Below are 16,776 nucleotides of genomic sequence, written 5' to 3' on the forward strand. Positions count from 1 at the left end.
TGTGGAGTTACGAAAGTGGAAAAAGCCCTCTAAATGTGGTCAAGCTTTTTAATCAAACTTTGTATAGTGTAAACGTTGCAATGTGTACAGTGTACGATCCCAACCTTGGGCATATATTAATAGTCTAATAGGCGGCCATCATCGTTCCATTGACCATACATTTTGTTTTCTCTCGTGTTGGATATAAATTTGTCTAATCTGCTCTTAAATAATTCCGGCTGCTTCTTATTGCTCTGTATCGTGTCGATCCGAACCCTTTTATAAAGATCTGGAAATGACAGAAAATTTTCATATACCTGCTTTTCCTCTCTTAGCCTGTGCTCTATAACCGGATCGATGCGAAAAGAATCGTAATCCATCTCAGGTAGAACCTTTCTCCCTTCGTCTGTCATCAACCCCAACTTTTCGAGGCGGCGGACACGCTCTTTATTCAACTCAGTCCATGAGCTTTTTTTGCTTCGAGGGGACAGTCTCTGAGCCAGCTCCGTTTCGGATATTTTCTTCTTGACCCCATCAATCCATCCAAAACACAAAGCTTCCTCGACCGCATCCAAATACAAGAGCGTATCCGATTTGGGCTTCATACGAACCAGGACCCAACAAGACTTTTCCGTCTTACAATGGTTCTGCAGCCAAATCCTCAAATCTTCTCGTGATTTTACCGGAATGATATGATCCATCTCCATATTTGAAAAAGAAGAATAGCTATTTTTCATAAATCGTGCCTCCGTCGGTGTAATATAAAAAATGGCCTTTAGTTACAAGACCATTTTTTAGAATGCGTTTATTTTTTATTTGAAATTACGCTATCCAGAAACTGATCTGCATCACGATTAAATTTCCAGCAGACTCCAAACTTATCCACCAGCATTCCAAAGCACGAAGACCAGGGAGTATTGGATAACGGCATGATGACATGGCCGCCAAGAGACAACTGGCTGAAGTATTGTTCCAATTTTTTCCTATCGTCGATGACCAGACTAATCAAGATATGATTCCCTTTCACCAGCTCGCCTGTTACCGCCTTCATCGAAGGCAAAATGTCCGACATCATGATTCTCCCGCCTGCGAATTCTATGGAAGACTCCATGATCATATTTAATTCATCTTCCGACATGGGGTGGTTTGGATCTTGCGGGATATCCCCGAATTTCACTTTTTTGACTTCAGTTGCGTGTAAAGCCTCAGCATAAAATTCAATCGCTTGTTCTGCAGTTCCATCAAAATTTAAGTATGCAATAGCTGACATAAAGTAGTCCCTCCCTCTTCTGATGAATGTAGTATAATTCATGATAGGTGACATATGTATGGCACCATTCGACGACGAGACAGAAAAATAAGGAGATCCTATGGAAAAGGCTGAGAGATTAATCTCGATCATCATGATTTTGCTGAAAAAAGATATCGTTTCCTCCAAAGAGCTCGCACAATTGTTCAACGTTTCCAAAAGAACCATTCTTCGCGATATGGAAACGCTGAGTTTATCAAATATCCCGATCTACTCTGTCAATGGAGTGCACGGCGGCTACGGTCTTATGGAGGAATACAAGGTCGATAAGCGTCTTCTGAACAGCTCTGACTTGGAGAATATACTAACGGCGCTCAGCGGATTGGAACAAATTCTAATTAGCGAGGAGGTTGGCGTGACGATCAAAAAAATAGAGGCAATGGTTAACCCACTTTCTCCGAAAGGTTCCATACAACTGTCGTTTTACGATTGGGAAGGTCGGTCCGAAATTCGCCAAACCTTGAAAATATGCCAGGAGGCCATAGCCAAGAGAAGATTGGTTTCATTTGACTATATGGATAAAAACGGCGCGAAAACACAAAGAATCATCGAGCCGGTTCAGCTTCATTTTAGTGAAATGAGTTGGTATTTAAAGGGGTTCTGCCTGCAGCGTATGCAATATAGGACCTTTAAATTGTCCAGGATCGATCATCTCGATTTGGATAAGAAAACCTTTAACCCTAGGGATGATTCATTAGAGCAAGAGCGCGAAGCCGATCATCCGCAACTAGTCGCTGTAAAAGCATTGATTTCGCCCGGCATAAAAGATCATTTCATAGAAAGGTATGGCCGAAAGAGCATTGAAGACTATAGTTCTGAACTACTCTTGGCAACAATCGCTGTTCCTCAAAACAGTATTGGATTTCAATTTTTATCCGGTTTCGGTACGAATCTGGAAATTGTGGAGCCCCAATCATATGTAAACGAATTTCGAGAGTATTTGCTTGAAATCGTAAATAAATATTCCTAAAAAGGATCCCTTTTATCATTAAAGGTTGGCGGGACCCTTACTAAGTTGAATCTCCTTCCACTTCTCCTTCAAGGCTTTCAAATCTTCTACGAAGAACCTGAGTAGATTGGGTCGTCTTCTTACTGCAAGCGGGTGATAAGTGAAGCTGATGGGCCTATCCTGCCACTCATACCAGCTGCCTCGTAACTCCTTAACAGTGGCACTCTCCATATCTGTGAATAATGTTTCCGATACGACATTGCCAAATCCAAATAATACAAGCGGCCTCTTCTGAAAGATCTGCAGTTGTAAGTGCGGGAGACAAGCCGCTCTAGCCCCGGGTTTATTGTAGGCGCGCATCGGTCGGCATTTCAGCAAATAGGTGACATATACATCGTTTACATCGATCCCCGCTTCTCTCATGCCGAATTGGAGCGTTTCTCGGGTACCGCATAAAAACGAATTCCCTTCCCGGTCCTCTCGGGCTCCGGGGTTATCCAGAATCAACATAAGCGGGGCCTTCGGATTTCCTTCCCCCCAGACGACACGATTCCGCTGTTTGGATAGTTCGCAAATTTCACAGTGCTCTATACCATGGGGCGCTTGTTCTTCAGGTAAGATTACATAAGGATGATCCATTTCCTTGTCGTGGCGTCTCCTTCCTTTTACACGTAATGAACCTATTATGCCCACTCAAAACAAAAACTTGCCCTTATTGATGATACGGTTCACCGTAACGGACCTACCGGCACAAAAAACAACCACTGACGACTTCATGTCATCAATGGTTGTTTGCATTGCTATATTCATGCACAAAAGGCCACCGATATACTGCCTCTATCTCATTAAGGCTTCGATACGGATACGAGAAGCTCGTTTCCCCCGGAGATGACCGTCACTTCAGGCGGCAGGATCAGGTCCTTCACGAAGCGTGTATCTCCGATTTCCATCGCACTGATGTCCAGTTCAACGGTAGACGGCAGGTCTTTCGGAAGGGCCTCTACTTCAACATAGGGATCCTGGATTTGCACAACGCCGGCCGACTTCGTTCCGATCGGAGTACCTACGAACTTCACCCCGAGCTTCGTACGTATGACCTCGCCTGTCTGAACGAACTGAAAGTCGACATGCACAAGCGCGCCGGTTACCGGGTCTCGCTGAAGATCCTCCATCAGCACCGTCATTGACCGCTCACCTTCCATCTGCAGCTCAATAAAGCCGGACGCCCCTTTTCTCAGCCATTTTTCAAATTGTTTAGCGGAAATATGAATGATTTCGTTATCAGCGTTTTTGCCGAACACAACCCCTGGCAAACGCCCCTTTTGACGTAAATGACGTAGTCCCGAAGAATTCAATCGTGGACGTCTTTCTGTATGAATGCATGCATCCATGCTCTACCTCTCCTTTACATGAGTGATCTTAGCGCGCTACAGCCGCCGTCGAACCTCCCCTGCCGGGGATCAATAGAGAAACATAGCATCCAGACCTCCATCCTTTTAGATAGATAGAAATACACATTAAATGTAAAAACCCACAAATATAGACGAAGGCACCCCACTCCGAAGAGTGGAATGCCTAATGGGTTTCATCTACTATATCATAGATTGGCTTGTCAAACCATAGAGCTCCGCAATCGACGTACGTCACGGATTGGCGGCATTCCAAACATCCGTGCATATTCCCTGCTAAAATGCGATGGGCTCTCGTACCCCACCTGGAACGCTGCCTCCGCCGCATCGATCGATCCAGAGAGGAGCAGCCGGCGCGCCTCCTGCAATCGGATTTGCTTTTGGAACCGGATCGGGCTCATGCCTGTGACTTCCTTAAAATAATCGTACAAAGACGAAGCGCTCATACGGGCCTCCGCTGCCAATTCATCCACTCGGAGGGGTTGGGCAAACTCGCGATTAAGCTTCTCAACGACCCCCGCGATTCGCTGTGCATGGCTTCCGACAACTGCAAATTGCATCAGTGATGCGCTGTTTTCGTTCTGAAGCACCCGGTAAATGATTTCCCGCATGGCATAAGGCGCAAGCACCGGGATATCCCGCGGCGTTTCGACCAGTTTCAGAAGCCGCAGCACGGCATCCAGAAGCGTATCGCTCACCCGGCTTACCTTCAACCCCCGGCTGGTCTCATTGCCTGGTCGGATGGCATCGCCGGATGCCTGAATGACATCAAGAATTTGGCTCATATCAAAAAGGATCTGCAGGCTCAAGTACGGCGCTTCCTTCGAAGCCTCTACCACTTGCCCCGTAATCGGTAAATGTACCGAAGCGGTTAAATAGCTGCTCGGGTCATACCGATACACCTCTTGTGCTAGCATGACCACTTTGGAACCCTGCGCCACGACGCAAAGGGAAGGCTCATAGACAGAGTATACCGGCTCGGATAACCGGGAAGAACGAATCAAGCGCAACCCGGGAACTTCCGTATCATGCGTACCGTCTTCCGGTGTGAACTTCTCGATGATGCTCAGCATTTCTCTCCTTTGTTTCTCGAACCATTCCTCCATCCCTTTCTCCCCCTTTTATCCATAAGATTAACTTAAATTTATCCTCTTCTGGAGGATTAGGCAATCATCGTGTTTGATCCGGCTACCGACTTGCTTCCCGAAAGAACGATAATGAACATGTAAGACATGCGATACACCCGGCACGGAGGTCCTAACCGCAGGAAACGAGTGGCGGGCAGGATTCAGTTTAGCATCACAAATGGAAGGAGAATATTCAATGAGTACTCAAAACGAACAATCCCATCCCTATGTCGGCATGTGGGTGACCAAAGATGGTTATATCCGGCATGAGCTGCTGCCGAACGGGCGGTATGACGAAGCACGCGGAAAACAAAAGAGCGCTTACCAAGGCAGATACACCATCGTAGGTGACCATATCGAATATGTGGATGATACAGGGTTTACAGCGGACGGCGATTTCCGTGATTCTGTGCTCTACCACGCCGGCATGGTTCTCTATCGTGAAAAATGAATCAAATTGAAAAGGGGAAATGTGCAATGTCTGAAATCCATGGAAAAGTCATTTTGATTACAGGAGCAAGCAGCGGAATCGGCGAAGCAACAGCGAAGCTTCTCGCCAGCCGGGGGGCCCATGTCGTCATTGGAGCCAGACGCGTGGAAAGACTGGAAGCTCTGGCATCCCTCATTGAGGCCGAAGGAGGCTCCATCGCTTATCAACAATTGGACGTTACAAATATCGATCAGATGCAGGCATTTGTCCTCTTGGCGCAAAGTCGGTTTGGTCGTGTAGATGTGGTAGTGAACAATGCCGGCGTGATGCCTCTCTCTCCTTTAGAGGCCTTGAGAATCGACGAATGGAACCGGATGATCGACGTCAATATCCGAGGGGTTCTCCACGGCATTGCTGCGGGTCTCCCCGTGATGAAAGAGCAGCAATCGGGTCACATCATTAATGTGGCCTCCATCGGTGCCTACGCAGTCTCACCGACGGCAGCGGTATATTGTGCGACCAAATACGCCGTTCGCGCCATCACGGAAGGTTTGCGGCAGGAGGTTGGCAGCAGCATCCGGGTAACGCTCGTTTCTCCCGGCGTGACGGAGTCCGAGCTCGCGGAGAGCATTTCGGACGAAGAAGCGAAGGCCCTCATGAAAACGTACCGACGCGACGCCCTCCCGGCTGCCGCCATAGCCCGTGCCATCGCTTATGCGATAGAACAGCCGACAGACGTCGACGTGAACGAGCTGGTCGTTCGGCCTACAGCCCAGCTTGCCTGACGCTATCCATTGATCCCACTAACCTGCCGCTCCAAAGCGGTTGATGTGGTTATATTTCGAAATTTAGAAAATACTTGCCGGAGCTGTCGTCCCTTGTGGTACGGTTCAGCCTTCGCGAATAAATCCCCTACTACGGATGTCTTCAAGGAAAAAGCCGCCATATCGGCGGCGGCTGCTCCGGTTATTTTCTAGAATTACTGACTTGCCTGAGTATAAGTGCATGAATACGAATCGATAAGAGTTAGACCCTGGGATTCAATAATGATGCAAGTTCCTCCTTCTTATCTTTCAGCTCCTGTTCAATCCGCTGCAGCTCACATTGCGCCTTCCGATAAGCACCCTCAGCTTGTTCAATCTGCTGTTCATACTCCTTCCTGCGCAATATGGGAATTAAGACACAGTCGTGGAACGATTCGTCTTCCCGTTCTCGAACCACCGCGTTTAGAAGAACGGGAAGTGTTCCGCCGCTGCCTGTTTTCATCATTAAATACATTTCATCCACGTGGCGATTCAGATTAATCAACGGCAAAAAGTAAATCCGAAAGAAAATTTGGCTGGACCGGGTTAGCAGGGATTCAAAGCTGGTGCCTATTACCCCTTGTTTTTCATATTGTAACAAGTGACAAAAGGTCGCGTTGACGGCGCGGATCGTCCGATTTTGATCCATCGATAAGTAACCGCAGGGAGCATGATCCAACCGTTCGTCCATTTTAGGTATGCAGCTCGCTTTCCTGTCTCAATTCCATTGAGGCGAAATATTCACGGATGAGACGAATGGTTTCATCCGGATGGCTCAGGTGCGGACAATGACCCGTTGCATCCATCAGTCGAAACTCGCTCCCCTTCATCTGCTGATGGACGTAAGCACCGGCTTCCAACGGAGCGATCATATCATCGGAGCATTGCAGGATCAACGAAGGCACCACGACCTTGCCGAGTTCCTTACGGTAATCAGAGAGAAAAGTGGCTTCCGCAAAATGGCGGGCTATCTTGGGATCGGTTGCGCAAAAGCTCGTTTCCAGCTCTTCGGATAGTTCCGGCCGGTCTGCATTTCCCATAATAACAGGTGCCAGATAATTCGCCCATCCTTGAAAGTTCAAATCCATCATATTCAATAAAGCCACCAAATCTTCCCGTTCAAACCCGCCGATGTAATCCGGCAGATCGTTCATATAACGCGCAGAAGGACCTATCAGAACAAGCCGCTCAAAGTAATCCGGCCTTTGAATAGATGCCAGCATACCGATCGTTGCACCGACGGAGTGACCTACCAGAATGGCATCCTGCAATTCTAGTGCTGAACAAATGTCCAAGATATCCTGGGCATAACCGTTCAGGTCATGATAACGAGATGGATCATAAGCTTGAATATCGGACCTTCCAGAACCCACGAAGTCAAACAATATCACCTTGTACTTCTCTTCGAAAGCAGGTGCGACAAAGCGCCACATATTCTGATCACAGCCAAAGCCGTGAGCAAATATAAGAGCCTTCGAACCATAGCCGGTTACCTTGACGTTGTTTCGGATGAGAATCTGCTGGCTGTCCATTGTCTCTTCCTCCTAGTTGCGATGAACTCTAGCTCTAAAAGTACATTATACCACTATATCAAGATTTACAATTTAATGCTAAAGCCCTATCCGTTGCTTGGCTCCTCGCGTGTACCCATCCCAACTAGTTGAATAAACATGGCGATCTCCCGCATCTGCCTCAAAATATATTATGATTTTGCTTTAGTTCCGGCCGCAGCAAAACGTTGCCCCAGAAATCGAACGATCCATTTTCCCCATTAGCCGATGGAGGCGACTCACTTATGAGATGGTTTGCAAAATATGAACGATTTGCCCCTCAATATTGGAATCGTCGATCATCTTGAGGTATTCAGGTTTTATCAATTGATACTGCTTCATGCGGTAGAAATCCATAATTGCTTGTTTCAAGGTGATATCATACTGAATCGAAAATGATGGCTCGATAAAGCGCCGCAGCACGGCGTCATCTTGAACCATAAACAGCACGGCATTCAATCTGTTGAAAATCTGCTGCTCCATTCCTGATTCAAAAAAAGCTTGTAAGTTTTTATTCCGATTTTGCAGGGCAGCTGACAGATTCTCAAAATGGTGGGGATAAAATTCCTTAAGATCTTGCAGGAACAAATCAGAGATATACATGGCACACATCAAAGATTGTAAAAACGTAATTTGAAACCGATCCAAAAAAGAGACGGACTCATCATTGGCCGTGGCGTCAGCTTTCTTCGAATAATCAATGTAATAATCTACAACTTGTTCGATGATGTCATCTTTGGAGGCAAAATACTTATATAGCGTCACTTTGCTGATATCCATATATTTTGCGAGATCGTCGACTTTCAGTTGGCTGAATTTTGTTCTTCTAAGGACAGGTTTTATTTTTTCTATATATGTCTCCACACTCACGGCTTTTCTCACGAATACATGCCCCTTCCTGTGATACGTATCAAATGCATTATAACAAATTTGCCGTCTTATTATTTACACCAATAATTAAATGAATTAAGTTAACTAATTTAGTTAAATGAGTTTACTTAGTAAACTCACTGTTGTATAATCGTTCCTGTACCTAATCATCCGATTGCGGATTATACAAAGGGAGGACGATTCAAATGGAACGATCCAGTAAAGGCAAATTCTCCGGCAAAAAAGTCGTGATCACGGGAGGCAGCAGTGGAATCGGCCTCGCGACAGCGAAGCTGCTCGTGGATGAAGGAGCACATGTGCTGATAACCGGACGTACTCAGGCGACGCTTGATGCGGCTCGCGAACAGCTCGGCAACAACGTAATCGCGTTCTTGAGCGATGCCGCCTCATTGAAGGATATCGCCGCGTTAGCCGATCGAGTGAAGGTTGAATTCGGAACGATAGATGCCCTGTTCGTTAACGCAGGTGTCACCGGCTTTGTCCCGTTCGAGTCAACAACCGAGGAAACGTACGACGAGATTTTTACGGTCAACGCCAAAGGGTCGTACTTTACCGTACAAAAACTCTCTCCACTTCTAAGCACAGGAAGCGGGGTAGTACTGACTACTTCAATCGTAAACGTTGTAGGTCTCCCGATGCTCAGTGCGTATGCAGCTAGTAAAGCGGCGCTGCGCTCCATGACTCGAAGCCTGGCACGCGAGTTATTGCCTCGAAATATTCGCGTCAACGCAGTCAGTCCTGGCGTCATTGACACAGGTATCTTAGAGAAGGCGATGCCGAAAGAAGCTGCCGAACAGACAAAGGCACAGATGACACAGCAGATCCCGATGCTGCGTTTGGGCGATCCCGTCGAGGTTGCCAAAGTCGTAGCATTCCTAGCATTTGATGCTACCTATACCACCGGGGCTGAGTTCCCCGTCGACGGAGGCGGCTCCCAGATCTAAGGAATCCAGCATCTAACCCTGTGACCATGCGGCCGGTTCGCTTCCGTGACTACGGGGAACCGGCCGATGTCTTGCGTTTGGAGAGTTGGCAATCCCAGAACTAGGCCCGGGACGCATACGCTTGAGCGTATTTTGAAATATGAGGGGGGGACATCCATTGAATACGAATCAACGGGAACATATCGCATTGATTACAGGCACGAGCCAGGGAATCGGCTTGGCACTAGCCCGAAAACTTCTATCGCAGAACTGGCAGGTCATTACTTTGAACCGTTCCGATTTACCGGCGGACGATATGCTCATACAAAATGCCCTCAAGAACGGATGGCTCCGAACCTATAAAGTGAAGGATCTCACCGATTATGGCAGCTTGAGACACACTTTGGAAGAAATCAAAAGCAAAGAGCAGCGGATCGATATGTTGTTCAACAACGCTGGAGGAGGCTTAAGTGAGCTGCGCTATTCGAAACAAGGCCGCGAAATGCATTATGAGTTGTTGACGGTCGTTCCTTATATCATTCTGATGGAATTGAAAGAGCTTTTGAAAAAAGGCAGTTTAAAAACGGTGATTAACACTTCATCGCAAGTGTTTAGATTTACGAAGGAGTTTTCGATCGAAAACTTGGAGCATCCCACAACCTTCCGCAAAATGTACGGCCCTTATGCAACTTCAAAGCTGGCTCTTTCGTTGTGGACCCAAGCCGTCGCACCACAACTTGCCAAGGAAGGCATCAAGATCCGCAGCGTTGATCCGGGAATTAATAACACGCTAAGAAAAGGGAAAGATTCCGGGCTGACCGGATCGTTTGGACTGTTTATGAAGCTCTTTGCCTCTCCGCCTACCCATGGCGCCAACCTGTTATTTGAAGCAGCCCTCGGTAAACACCGCAATGAAACCGGCGTGTTTTTGTTGAAAGATCGGGTGACCGACTTGAAGTTTACAGAGCACGCGCAGGGTGTGCTGGACAGAATCTCTGACATATATAGCCGTGAGTTTCTTGGTGGGAGCGTTCTTTAAGCCGAGCCGAGAAATATGCTCTGGCGCGTCTTCGAGGTAGAGGACAACAAGTCTCGGATCGTTAACTGGGAGAATGTCAATGACAGGGGCGAGGAGTTCGGAACGTTAGGGTGTTCATGCCACTTGAAAACTCGGGGACCGACGAACAGTTGGAAGAATTGCTAAAGTAAGTTCATGATCCCAAAACAAACATTTCTTTGCTGCCGCAGTTTTCTGCATGAAGACCCTATGTTATCGTGAATGAAAAAGTACCGCACATGCAAAAACCGCACAAATCCTGATCACGCTAGGTGGCCGGACTCGGGCGGTTTTCATTTTGAACAGCTAAATCTTCTTTTTTACCGGCCGTAACACTGCATAACCATATCCCTCTGGAAAATGCCGCTGGTAATCCTGTTTGATCTCCTCATCCCATTCATATCCCATTTCTTCGGGGTCGAATTTCGATGCAGCTTCTTCAACGGTTCTCATCACAGCACCATTATCCTTTAGGTAATCGAACGGCGGATGGAAAAAGACCAGGTACTCCGATTCCGGGATATCCCTGCATTCCATTCCTGCCGGAATGGGTCCATCGTACTCCGATGAAACAGGGATTCCATACAAGTATCCCTTCTGACCGTTCTGATAAAACCATCCTGCCGTCTGACCGAGCTGTCCGGGGAGGACGTGGTTCGACATACTCTCTAAAGTGCCACTGATTTCATCACAATTGTGGCCATTGTTCCAGAAATCTCCGTAGTTTTGTACACAAATGTCCCAGATGCCGATAAATTTGTGCGCCGGAATGAACTCGACTTTGATCCCAACCGGTTGCAAATGTACATTGCTCATCTTTTCGCGCTCCTTGATCCAATAATGATAAGGCGAGAATACCTCCTGACGAATAGCCAGCTTAATAGGCCTGGGCGCTTTTCGGTAGGCTGTCGGAGTAAGCTGAAAAGCCTTGCTGAATGCTCGTGTAAACGCTTCTTGTGATGAAAATCCGTACTTTACGGCAATATCCAAAATCCGCTGGTCCGTGTCACGGAGCTCCAAGGCGGCACGACTGATTCTTCGGGTCCAGACGTAATCGCGTAATGTCATTCCAGTTAATTGGTTGAACTGCCTGGAACAATAATAGGGGGAATACCCGAGCTGCTCCGACATTTTTAAAAGAGACCTGCTTTCTGTTATGTTAGCCTCCACCCAATCCACCATAAGCTGCACCATTTCGTTCCATTCGTACATGGACGTCCTCCCTCCTTTCCCCTCAATCATATCACCAGCGATTGTGGCATATTTGATCCCAGTTGCATAACAAAAGCTTGTCTGTAACGGTTAAGTTTTTGGGCCCTCATTTGTGGTAACAGACCAAAAGCGAGAAATGGCGGAGCAGGGATGAACTCCCTGGCGCCGCCATTCCTTTAATTCTGCTGATTTTTTTATAAAGTGAACTGAACTCGAATCGCTGCTTTTTAACTCTGACAATTTCTTGGGATGTATTTCTTAGGCATTCTCCGCCGTAACGGGGTTAACTGCAAAGAGGGAATGAATGTTGCCTTCTGGATCTGCAAAGAAGCCCGTGGTGTGCCCCCAGGACATCACCTTCGGCGCTGTTATCCCTGTAGCCCCTTTTGAAACAAAATCATCATACATCACATAGACATCCTCAGGAGAATCACATTCGAAGTTAAGCTCAAAAGCTTGCCCTCTACGCTCTTCTACAAAAGAATGGTGGCCGTTTGTGTTATCCGCCATTAAGGGTGCCGCGAAAATGGCCAGACGAACGCCATCATTCTCAAATTCAGTGTAATGTTCTTCTTCTACAAGAACCTTAAATCCCAGGACATCACGATAAAATCTAGTCAATCTAGGAACATCAAGCGCCAAAACAGTGATTCCTTCTAATTTTACTCCCATGCCCATACCTGCACCCCTCCAGCATCAATTTAATCAAATTCTGTCATCGGATATCATTACTATGAAATATTATATATCATCCTCATCCACTCTTACATATTAAAGTATAATATACAAAGTCTTCCTCAACCTTCGGTACGGTTCTCCGTGCTGTCCAATCTCCCTCTCGGAATGGAATTCCTCCAGAATCATTTTCGATACCTGCCGGCTTAACGGGGTGTCGGCGAACCGCTTAAGTCGAGAAGCATTCTCCAAAGCATGTCGCGTAAAGGGAATGGTTACTACAATACCAAACGGTTGAAGGCAAAAATAAAAATGAGCCCGGTACAGTACCGAACTCATTTTGAGAAAGCTGCCTGATGAAATCACCGCGTCTAACTTTTGGGGGGCACTTCAATCATATGGCTTTTTCTTTTTCAGCGACTTGGCCCAATCGTATATCAAAATTCCTACATTTAGAATTAGTTGTTTAATACTTTTGGCTCCTCATTTGCAGGCCCTACGATCGTGTTTCCGCCGAAACTGAGATGCTGACCATACTTCTCTACGATAAAGCTGTTAAACGATCCATCTGCATTCATTGTGGCAATGACTGTGGGAGCCCCTTTTTTGGTGAACGTCATTTGATCCTTGTCCCATGCATTTGTTCCTCTTGCTCCCTTATATCCTTTCAAATCCAGATTTAGCATCGTTTTTGCGTCTTTCACTGCATTCTTCATTAATGTATCCAACGTCAGATTCTTGATCTTTGCATCTTTTGCTTTTTCATCCTTTTGGAATTCTTCGTAATTATCTATGCTTTTACCATTACTATGATTTACGCCGGCTTGGAGCAGTTCCAGCGTTTGTTCTTCAATGGCAAAGCTCACATTCATCGTTTTTGATTTATACTTATATTGATACACATTCGGTTTGCCATCAAGGACAAACACACGATCCAACTTTTCTCCTTTCTTGACCTTACCATTGGTAAGCTTGGATAATACCTGAGCAGCCTTCTTCTGCACGCTTGCCGGGGCATCGTCAGGTGCATAATTTACGCCATGCAGCTCTCCGTTGTCTTCCATATAAACTTGTTTATTTTGTTTGGCATTCGATGAGATGGTACCCACATAGTAGGTTGACTCTGAGATATCCACATACTTTGGTGTTTCCCCTGGGAACAATGCTTCCCACGTTTCCTTCAGTTTGGTTTGATATTTCCCACCGTTTAACTCTTCATAATTGATTTTAATACTGATATTTTCGAGCTTTCCATTCTTTTTATAAGAAATCGTATCATATTTGAAATTCTCTCTTTTAAAATTCACAAAATCTTTCATGGCTGTTCCCTGAACTAACTTATAGGTATTTCCTGTTAGCTCTTTCAGTTTATCCTGAGCCTGCTGCATAAGCTTTTGATCCACCTTAACATCCTGTGAAGCATTGATATTTACCTTGTTAGGCGAATCTGCCTGAACAGGTGTTTGGCACCCCAGCAAACTTCCTGATAATAAGGCTACTCCGAGTAAAGGGAAAATTTTCTTTTTGTTCATATCAATGAACTCCTTTCTTTTGCTACCTCATGGTTATACTGAAATATAAGTGCATCTCCAAGCCGCTTTTCAATACATATCAGTCAATTAACAATTTGAGTTCTTCATTTGGGGGACCTACGATGGTCATTCCGTAAAAATCGATTTCCTGATTATACTTATCAATGGTAAAGCTGCTAAACGATCCGTTTTTATTAAATCTGGCAGTAACTGAAGGCGCCCCTTTTTTGGTGAACGTCATATAATCTTCATCCCATGCATCTGCACTTCTTTCTCCCTTATATCCTTTCAAATCCAGATCCAACATCGTTTTTGCGTCTTTCATTGCGTTCTTCATTAAAGTGTCCAATGTCAACTTCTTCATCTCTGTACTCTTTTCTTTTTCTCGTTCCTGGAATTCTTCATAACTATCTACACCTTTACCATCAGTATGGTGTACATCGACTTGGAGCAGTTCCAGCGTTTGTTCTTCAATGGCAAAGCTCACATTCATCGTTTTTGATTTATACTTATATTGATACACATTCGGTTTGCCATCGAGGACATACATACGATCCAACTTGGCCCCCTGCTCGACATTTCCATCGGTAAGCTTGGAGAATACCTGATCAGCCTTCTTCTGCACGCTTGCCGGGGCATTGTCAGGAGCATAATTTACGCCATAAACATCGCCATTCTCTTGCATATAAATTTGCTTGTTTTGCATAGCATTCGATGAGATTGTACCCTCATAGTAGATTGACTCTGAGATATTCACATATTTCGGTTCTTCCCCTGGGAACAAAGCTTTCCACGTTTCCTTCAGTTTGGTTTGATATTTTCCACCGTTTAAATCTTCATAATTGATTTTAATACTGAACGTTTCGAGCTTTCCATTCATGTTATAAGCAATAATATCGTCTTTGAAGTTCTCTCTTTTAAATTGGATAGCATCTTTCGTAGCCGTTCCTTGAATTAACGTATACGTATTTCCTGTCAATTCTTTAAGTTTATCCTGAGCCTTTTGCATAGGGGTTTGCTCTGATTTAGCACCTTGTTCGATGTTTGAATTTACGTTGTTATATGCATTTGATTGATTCGACGTATCAAATCCAAGCAAACTCCCTGATAATAAGGCTGCTCCGATGATAGGAAAAATTATTTTTTTGTTCATATGAATAAACTCCTTTATTTTTTATTTACTTACACACAGTTTTTAATGGAACTCTTCAGCCACGTTGAAATAAATCTATGAAATCAGCAGTCACCACCCCCTCTCATTGCATTGATTAGTCCGTTCCTTTTTCAGATAACTGCTTTAGCTCAATTTTAATTGAATAGATCGTTCCTTTAGAGGTGAATAGCGCAGTCACGTCTGGAGAACCCTCTTTTGTGAACGTTAATGTGTCAAACCGTGATTCAAGTTTGGATACGTTATAATCAGCCAAGTCCAAATTCATCCATGCTTTAGCCTGTTTCACGGTTTCCTCATGAATCATGTCCAGCTCAATTGCTTTTGTTTTCTCAACTAAATCATGATATTTATTTTTATCGTCCAATTGATTAAGTTGATCCGACAGCGGAAAAGCTACAATCCTTGTGATCTGATTCGTATTTTTTTGTACATCAATGAGGATCGAACCCTCGTGTGTATGATACACGAACTTATACACCGGATTCTGATCAGGTCTTAAGACCATTTGACTTACTGACCGTTCAATTTCTTTAAAATCCCCAACTTTATGAAAAGCTTGGTCCGCTGCATCTTTTGCAGCATCTGGAACCTGCTCCTCTCCAATCGTTTGCTGCGCATAATACCATTTACCTTGGTCAAATTCGATGGATCTGTTTTCGTTTCGCGCCTCTATGTGAAATGTGTTCGGTTTATATTCGTACATAACCACATCATTAATTCCTTCTCCTTGGGGAAAAATCTCATTCCATACCTTTTGCAGCTGACTTTTAAACTCTTGATCCTCAATGTCATCAAAGCGAATCATCCCCGAATGAAATTTCTTATTCCCATCCGAGCCTTTTACATAAATTGTATCGGCCTTCTCATTTGGATTTACTTTCATTTCTTTGGCGAACGGATTAATATATTCAAGCAAGGATAGCCGCTCTATGGCTTGAGCCATGACAGGAGTTAGAGACACACAAAAAGCAACCAATGCCGCTGCGATAACTCCCACTCTTCTTGTGAAGATCGGTTTTTGTGGTGGCACGCTTTTGGATTCAAGTTTTTCGACAATCTGTTGACTCATGCTGTGCTCTGGCGTCTCCGTATCCCGAATCATTTGCTCCACCTGGTGAATACTAACGGTTTTAGATGGATTTGGTGATCGACGCATTCACTGTTCCTCCTTCACTAACTTCCTTCGTCTGCAGTTTTTTGCGAAGGCGTTCATACTTTTTGCGCACGGTTGCTGGCTTCATATTCATGATTTCACTAATCTCGTTAAAGTGATATCGATGAATCGCCCGGAGAACTAATATATGTCTCTCTTCGGTAGTCAGTAAATTTAGAAGATCCTTCAGTGTCGTTTGACTGTCTATTTGCTGAGTCGAAGTATCAGGCTGATCATATTTATAACGATCGATAAAACGAAACCACCTTTTTCTGCTCCTGATTTGATTCAGACTGTAGTTGTAGGCAATTTTGTACAGCCATGCCGAGAAAGTCATATTTGGACGATACTTATGTATCTGTTCATACACTCTGATAAATATTTCTTGTAGAGCATCCTCGACTTCTTCTTTGTTTTTGAGCATATGGTAACAATAGATATACATTGGTTTTTCAAAGATTTTAATAATAGAAGCGAAAGCTTCCTTATCCCCAAGTTTAGTCCTTTCGACCAGCATCTCAATTTCTTCTGGGTTTGATTCATACTCTCTGTAGTCTCTATCCAAAAGTCATACCCCCTCCTGCCTACACTCTTAAAACACCA

19 protein-coding genes and 1 pseudogene are annotated in these 16,776 nt (G+C 45.0%); 6 read left to right on the forward strand and 14 right to left on the reverse strand.

Annotated elements, in window-relative coordinates; all coding sequences use genetic code 11:
• Window positions 1-116: 116 nt before the first annotated feature.
• Complete coding sequence (locus RSX24_RS17850) at window positions 117-686, reverse strand: YdeI/OmpD-associated family protein (RefSeq protein WP_236413753.1); 570 nt, start codon at window positions 684-686, stop codon at window positions 117-119.
• Between the two features lie 98 nt (window positions 687-784).
• The gene (locus RSX24_RS17855; RefSeq protein ID WP_236413579.1) at window positions 785-1,249 is read right to left on the reverse strand and encodes a VOC family protein; all 465 of its coding nucleotides are present in this window, start codon (window positions 1,247-1,249) and stop codon (window positions 785-787) included.
• A gap of 100 nt (window positions 1,250-1,349) precedes the next feature.
• Here RSX24_RS17855 and RSX24_RS17860 point away from each other — a divergent pair, with 100 nt between their 5' ends.
• Complete coding sequence (locus tag RSX24_RS17860) at window positions 1,350-2,258, forward strand: helix-turn-helix transcriptional regulator (RefSeq protein ID WP_343261362.1); 909 nt, start codon at window positions 1,350-1,352, stop codon at window positions 2,256-2,258.
• A gap of 18 nt (window positions 2,259-2,276) precedes the next feature.
• Here the strand turns inward: RSX24_RS17860 and RSX24_RS17865 are convergent, their stop codons facing one another.
• From RSX24_RS17865 to RSX24_RS17875, 3 genes are all read right to left on the reverse strand, one after another.
• Window positions 2,277-2,876 (reverse strand): uracil-DNA glycosylase, encoded by a 600-nt coding sequence (locus RSX24_RS17865; protein ID WP_343261404.1) that lies wholly within the window; start codon window positions 2,874-2,876, stop codon window positions 2,277-2,279.
• Window positions 2,877-3,082: 206 nt separating this feature from the next.
• Window positions 3,083-3,628 (reverse strand): 50S ribosomal protein L25, encoded by a 546-nt coding sequence (locus RSX24_RS17870; RefSeq protein ID WP_339275374.1) that lies wholly within the window; start codon window positions 3,626-3,628, stop codon window positions 3,083-3,085.
• A gap of 221 nt (window positions 3,629-3,849) precedes the next feature.
• Complete coding sequence (locus tag RSX24_RS17875) at window positions 3,850-4,752, reverse strand: AraC family transcriptional regulator (protein WP_343261363.1); 903 nt, start codon at window positions 4,750-4,752, stop codon at window positions 3,850-3,852.
• A gap of 217 nt (window positions 4,753-4,969) precedes the next feature.
• Between RSX24_RS17875 and RSX24_RS17880 the strand changes: the two genes are divergently transcribed.
• Both RSX24_RS17880 and RSX24_RS17885 read left to right on the forward strand, forming a co-directional pair.
• Window positions 4,970-5,224, forward strand: a complete 255-nt coding sequence (locus tag RSX24_RS17880; protein WP_236413585.1) for an Atu4866 domain-containing protein — start codon at window positions 4,970-4,972, stop codon at window positions 5,222-5,224.
• A gap of 26 nt (window positions 5,225-5,250) precedes the next feature.
• Window positions 5,251-5,988 (forward strand): SDR family oxidoreductase, encoded by a 738-nt coding sequence (locus tag RSX24_RS17885; RefSeq protein ID WP_343261364.1) that lies wholly within the window; start codon window positions 5,251-5,253, stop codon window positions 5,986-5,988.
• 241 nt (window positions 5,989-6,229) lie between these two features.
• On the opposite strand, the gene RSX24_RS17890 is transcribed toward RSX24_RS17885, so the two are convergent.
• From RSX24_RS17890 to RSX24_RS17900, 3 genes are all read right to left on the reverse strand, one after another.
• Entirely contained in the window at window positions 6,230-6,697 is a 468-nt protein-coding gene (locus tag RSX24_RS17890) for a PAS domain S-box protein (protein WP_343261365.1), read from the reverse strand.
• 1 nt (window position 6,698) lies between these two features.
• Window positions 6,699-7,538 carry an alpha/beta fold hydrolase gene (locus RSX24_RS17895; protein WP_343261366.1) on the reverse strand — a complete coding sequence of 280 codons (840 nt, stop codon included), beginning with the start codon at window positions 7,536-7,538 and terminating at the stop codon, window positions 6,699-6,701.
• A gap of 261 nt (window positions 7,539-7,799) precedes the next feature.
• Window positions 7,800-8,438 (reverse strand): TetR/AcrR family transcriptional regulator, encoded by a 639-nt coding sequence (locus RSX24_RS17900; RefSeq protein WP_236413589.1) that lies wholly within the window; start codon window positions 8,436-8,438, stop codon window positions 7,800-7,802.
• A gap of 194 nt (window positions 8,439-8,632) precedes the next feature.
• Here RSX24_RS17900 and RSX24_RS17905 point away from each other — a divergent pair, with 194 nt between their 5' ends.
• The gene (locus RSX24_RS17905; RefSeq protein WP_343261367.1) at window positions 8,633-9,391 is read left to right on the forward strand and encodes an SDR family oxidoreductase; all 759 of its coding nucleotides are present in this window, start codon (window positions 8,633-8,635) and stop codon (window positions 9,389-9,391) included.
• 157 nt (window positions 9,392-9,548) lie between these two features.
• On the forward strand, window positions 9,549-10,409 hold the full coding sequence (locus tag RSX24_RS17910; RefSeq protein WP_343261368.1) for an SDR family NAD(P)-dependent oxidoreductase: 861 nt from the start codon (window positions 9,549-9,551) through the stop codon (window positions 10,407-10,409).
• Between the two features lie 324 nt (window positions 10,410-10,733).
• Here the strand turns inward: RSX24_RS17910 and RSX24_RS17915 are convergent, their stop codons facing one another.
• Complete coding sequence (locus RSX24_RS17915) at window positions 10,734-11,639, reverse strand: helix-turn-helix domain-containing protein (protein ID WP_343261369.1); 906 nt, start codon at window positions 11,637-11,639, stop codon at window positions 10,734-10,736.
• A gap of 258 nt (window positions 11,640-11,897) precedes the next feature.
• The gene (locus tag RSX24_RS17920) at window positions 11,898-12,317 is read right to left on the reverse strand and encodes a VOC family protein (RefSeq protein ID WP_236413594.1); all 420 of its coding nucleotides are present in this window, start codon (window positions 12,315-12,317) and stop codon (window positions 11,898-11,900) included.
• A 225-nt stretch (window positions 12,318-12,542) separates the two neighbouring features.
• Between RSX24_RS17920 and RSX24_RS17925 the strand changes: the two are divergent.
• Window positions 12,543-12,671, forward strand: a pseudogene (locus tag RSX24_RS17925) (IS3 family transposase); the annotation flags it as partial.
• Window positions 12,672-12,772: 101 nt separating this feature from the next.
• Here RSX24_RS17925 and RSX24_RS17930 read toward each other — a convergent pair.
• The 4 genes from RSX24_RS17930 to RSX24_RS17945 form a co-directional block, all read right to left on the reverse strand.
• Window positions 12,773-13,846, reverse strand: coding sequence for a hypothetical protein (locus tag RSX24_RS17930; RefSeq protein WP_343261370.1), 1,074 nt, complete (start codon window positions 13,844-13,846; stop codon window positions 12,773-12,775).
• 79 nt (window positions 13,847-13,925) lie between these two features.
• Window positions 13,926-14,999: a hypothetical protein gene (locus RSX24_RS17935; RefSeq protein WP_343261371.1), complete on the reverse strand. Its 1,074-nt coding sequence runs from the start codon at window positions 14,997-14,999 to the stop codon at window positions 13,926-13,928.
• A gap of 115 nt (window positions 15,000-15,114) precedes the next feature.
• Window positions 15,115-16,176, reverse strand: coding sequence for a hypothetical protein (locus tag RSX24_RS17940; protein ID WP_343261372.1), 1,062 nt, complete (start codon window positions 16,174-16,176; stop codon window positions 15,115-15,117).
• The gene (locus RSX24_RS17945) at window positions 16,151-16,738 is read right to left on the reverse strand and encodes an RNA polymerase sigma factor (protein WP_343261373.1); all 588 of its coding nucleotides are present in this window, start codon (window positions 16,736-16,738) and stop codon (window positions 16,151-16,153) included. The genes RSX24_RS17940 and RSX24_RS17945 overlap by 26 nt, the downstream gene beginning before the upstream one ends.
• Window positions 16,739-16,776 lie beyond the last annotated feature (38 nt).

The sequence above is a fragment of the Paenibacillus hubeiensis genome (assembly GCF_032334105.1).
GTDB lineage: Bacteria > Bacillota > Bacilli > Paenibacillales > Paenibacillaceae > Paenibacillus > Paenibacillus hubeiensis.

Coding starts and splice junctions, on each gene's coding strand:
- RSX24_RS17850 (WP_236413753.1), bottom strand. CDS start 686: ATGGAGATGGATCATATCATTCCGGTAAAATCACGAGAAGATTTGAGG.
- RSX24_RS17915 (WP_343261369.1), bottom strand. CDS start 11,639: ATGTACGAATGGAACGAAATGGTGCAGCTTATGGTGGATTGGGTGGAG.
- RSX24_RS17860 (WP_343261362.1), top strand. CDS start 1,350: ATGGAAAAGGCTGAGAGATTAATCTCGATCATCATGATTTTGCTGAAA.
- RSX24_RS17880 (WP_236413585.1), top strand. CDS start 4,970: ATGAGTACTCAAAACGAACAATCCCATCCCTATGTCGGCATGTGGGTG.
- RSX24_RS17870 (WP_339275374.1), bottom strand. CDS start 3,628: ATGGATGCATGCATTCATACAGAAAGACGTCCACGATTGAATTCTTCG.
- RSX24_RS17875 (WP_343261363.1), bottom strand. CDS start 4,752: ATGGAGGAATGGTTCGAGAAACAAAGGAGAGAAATGCTGAGCATCATC.
- RSX24_RS17895 (WP_343261366.1), bottom strand. CDS start 7,538: ATGGACAGCCAGCAGATTCTCATCCGAAACAACGTCAAGGTAACCGGC.
- RSX24_RS17920 (WP_236413594.1), bottom strand. CDS start 12,317: ATGGGCATGGGAGTAAAATTAGAAGGAATCACTGTTTTGGCGCTTGAT.
- RSX24_RS17935 (WP_343261371.1), bottom strand. CDS start 14,999: ATGAACAAAAAAATAATTTTTCCTATCATCGGAGCAGCCTTATTATCA.
- RSX24_RS17890 (WP_343261365.1), bottom strand. CDS start 6,697: ATGGACGAACGGTTGGATCATGCTCCCTGCGGTTACTTATCGATGGAT.
- RSX24_RS17885 (WP_343261364.1), top strand. CDS start 5,251: ATGTCTGAAATCCATGGAAAAGTCATTTTGATTACAGGAGCAAGCAGC.
- RSX24_RS17865 (WP_343261404.1), bottom strand. CDS start 2,876: ATGGATCATCCTTATGTAATCTTACCTGAAGAACAAGCGCCCCATGGT.
- RSX24_RS17855 (WP_236413579.1), bottom strand. CDS start 1,249: ATGTCAGCTATTGCATACTTAAATTTTGATGGAACTGCAGAACAAGCG.
- RSX24_RS17930 (WP_343261370.1), bottom strand. CDS start 13,846: ATGAACAAAAAGAAAATTTTCCCTTTACTCGGAGTAGCCTTATTATCA.
- RSX24_RS17905 (WP_343261367.1), top strand. CDS start 8,633: ATGGAACGATCCAGTAAAGGCAAATTCTCCGGCAAAAAAGTCGTGATC.
- RSX24_RS17940 (WP_343261372.1), bottom strand. CDS start 16,176: ATGCGTCGATCACCAAATCCATCTAAAACCGTTAGTATTCACCAGGTG.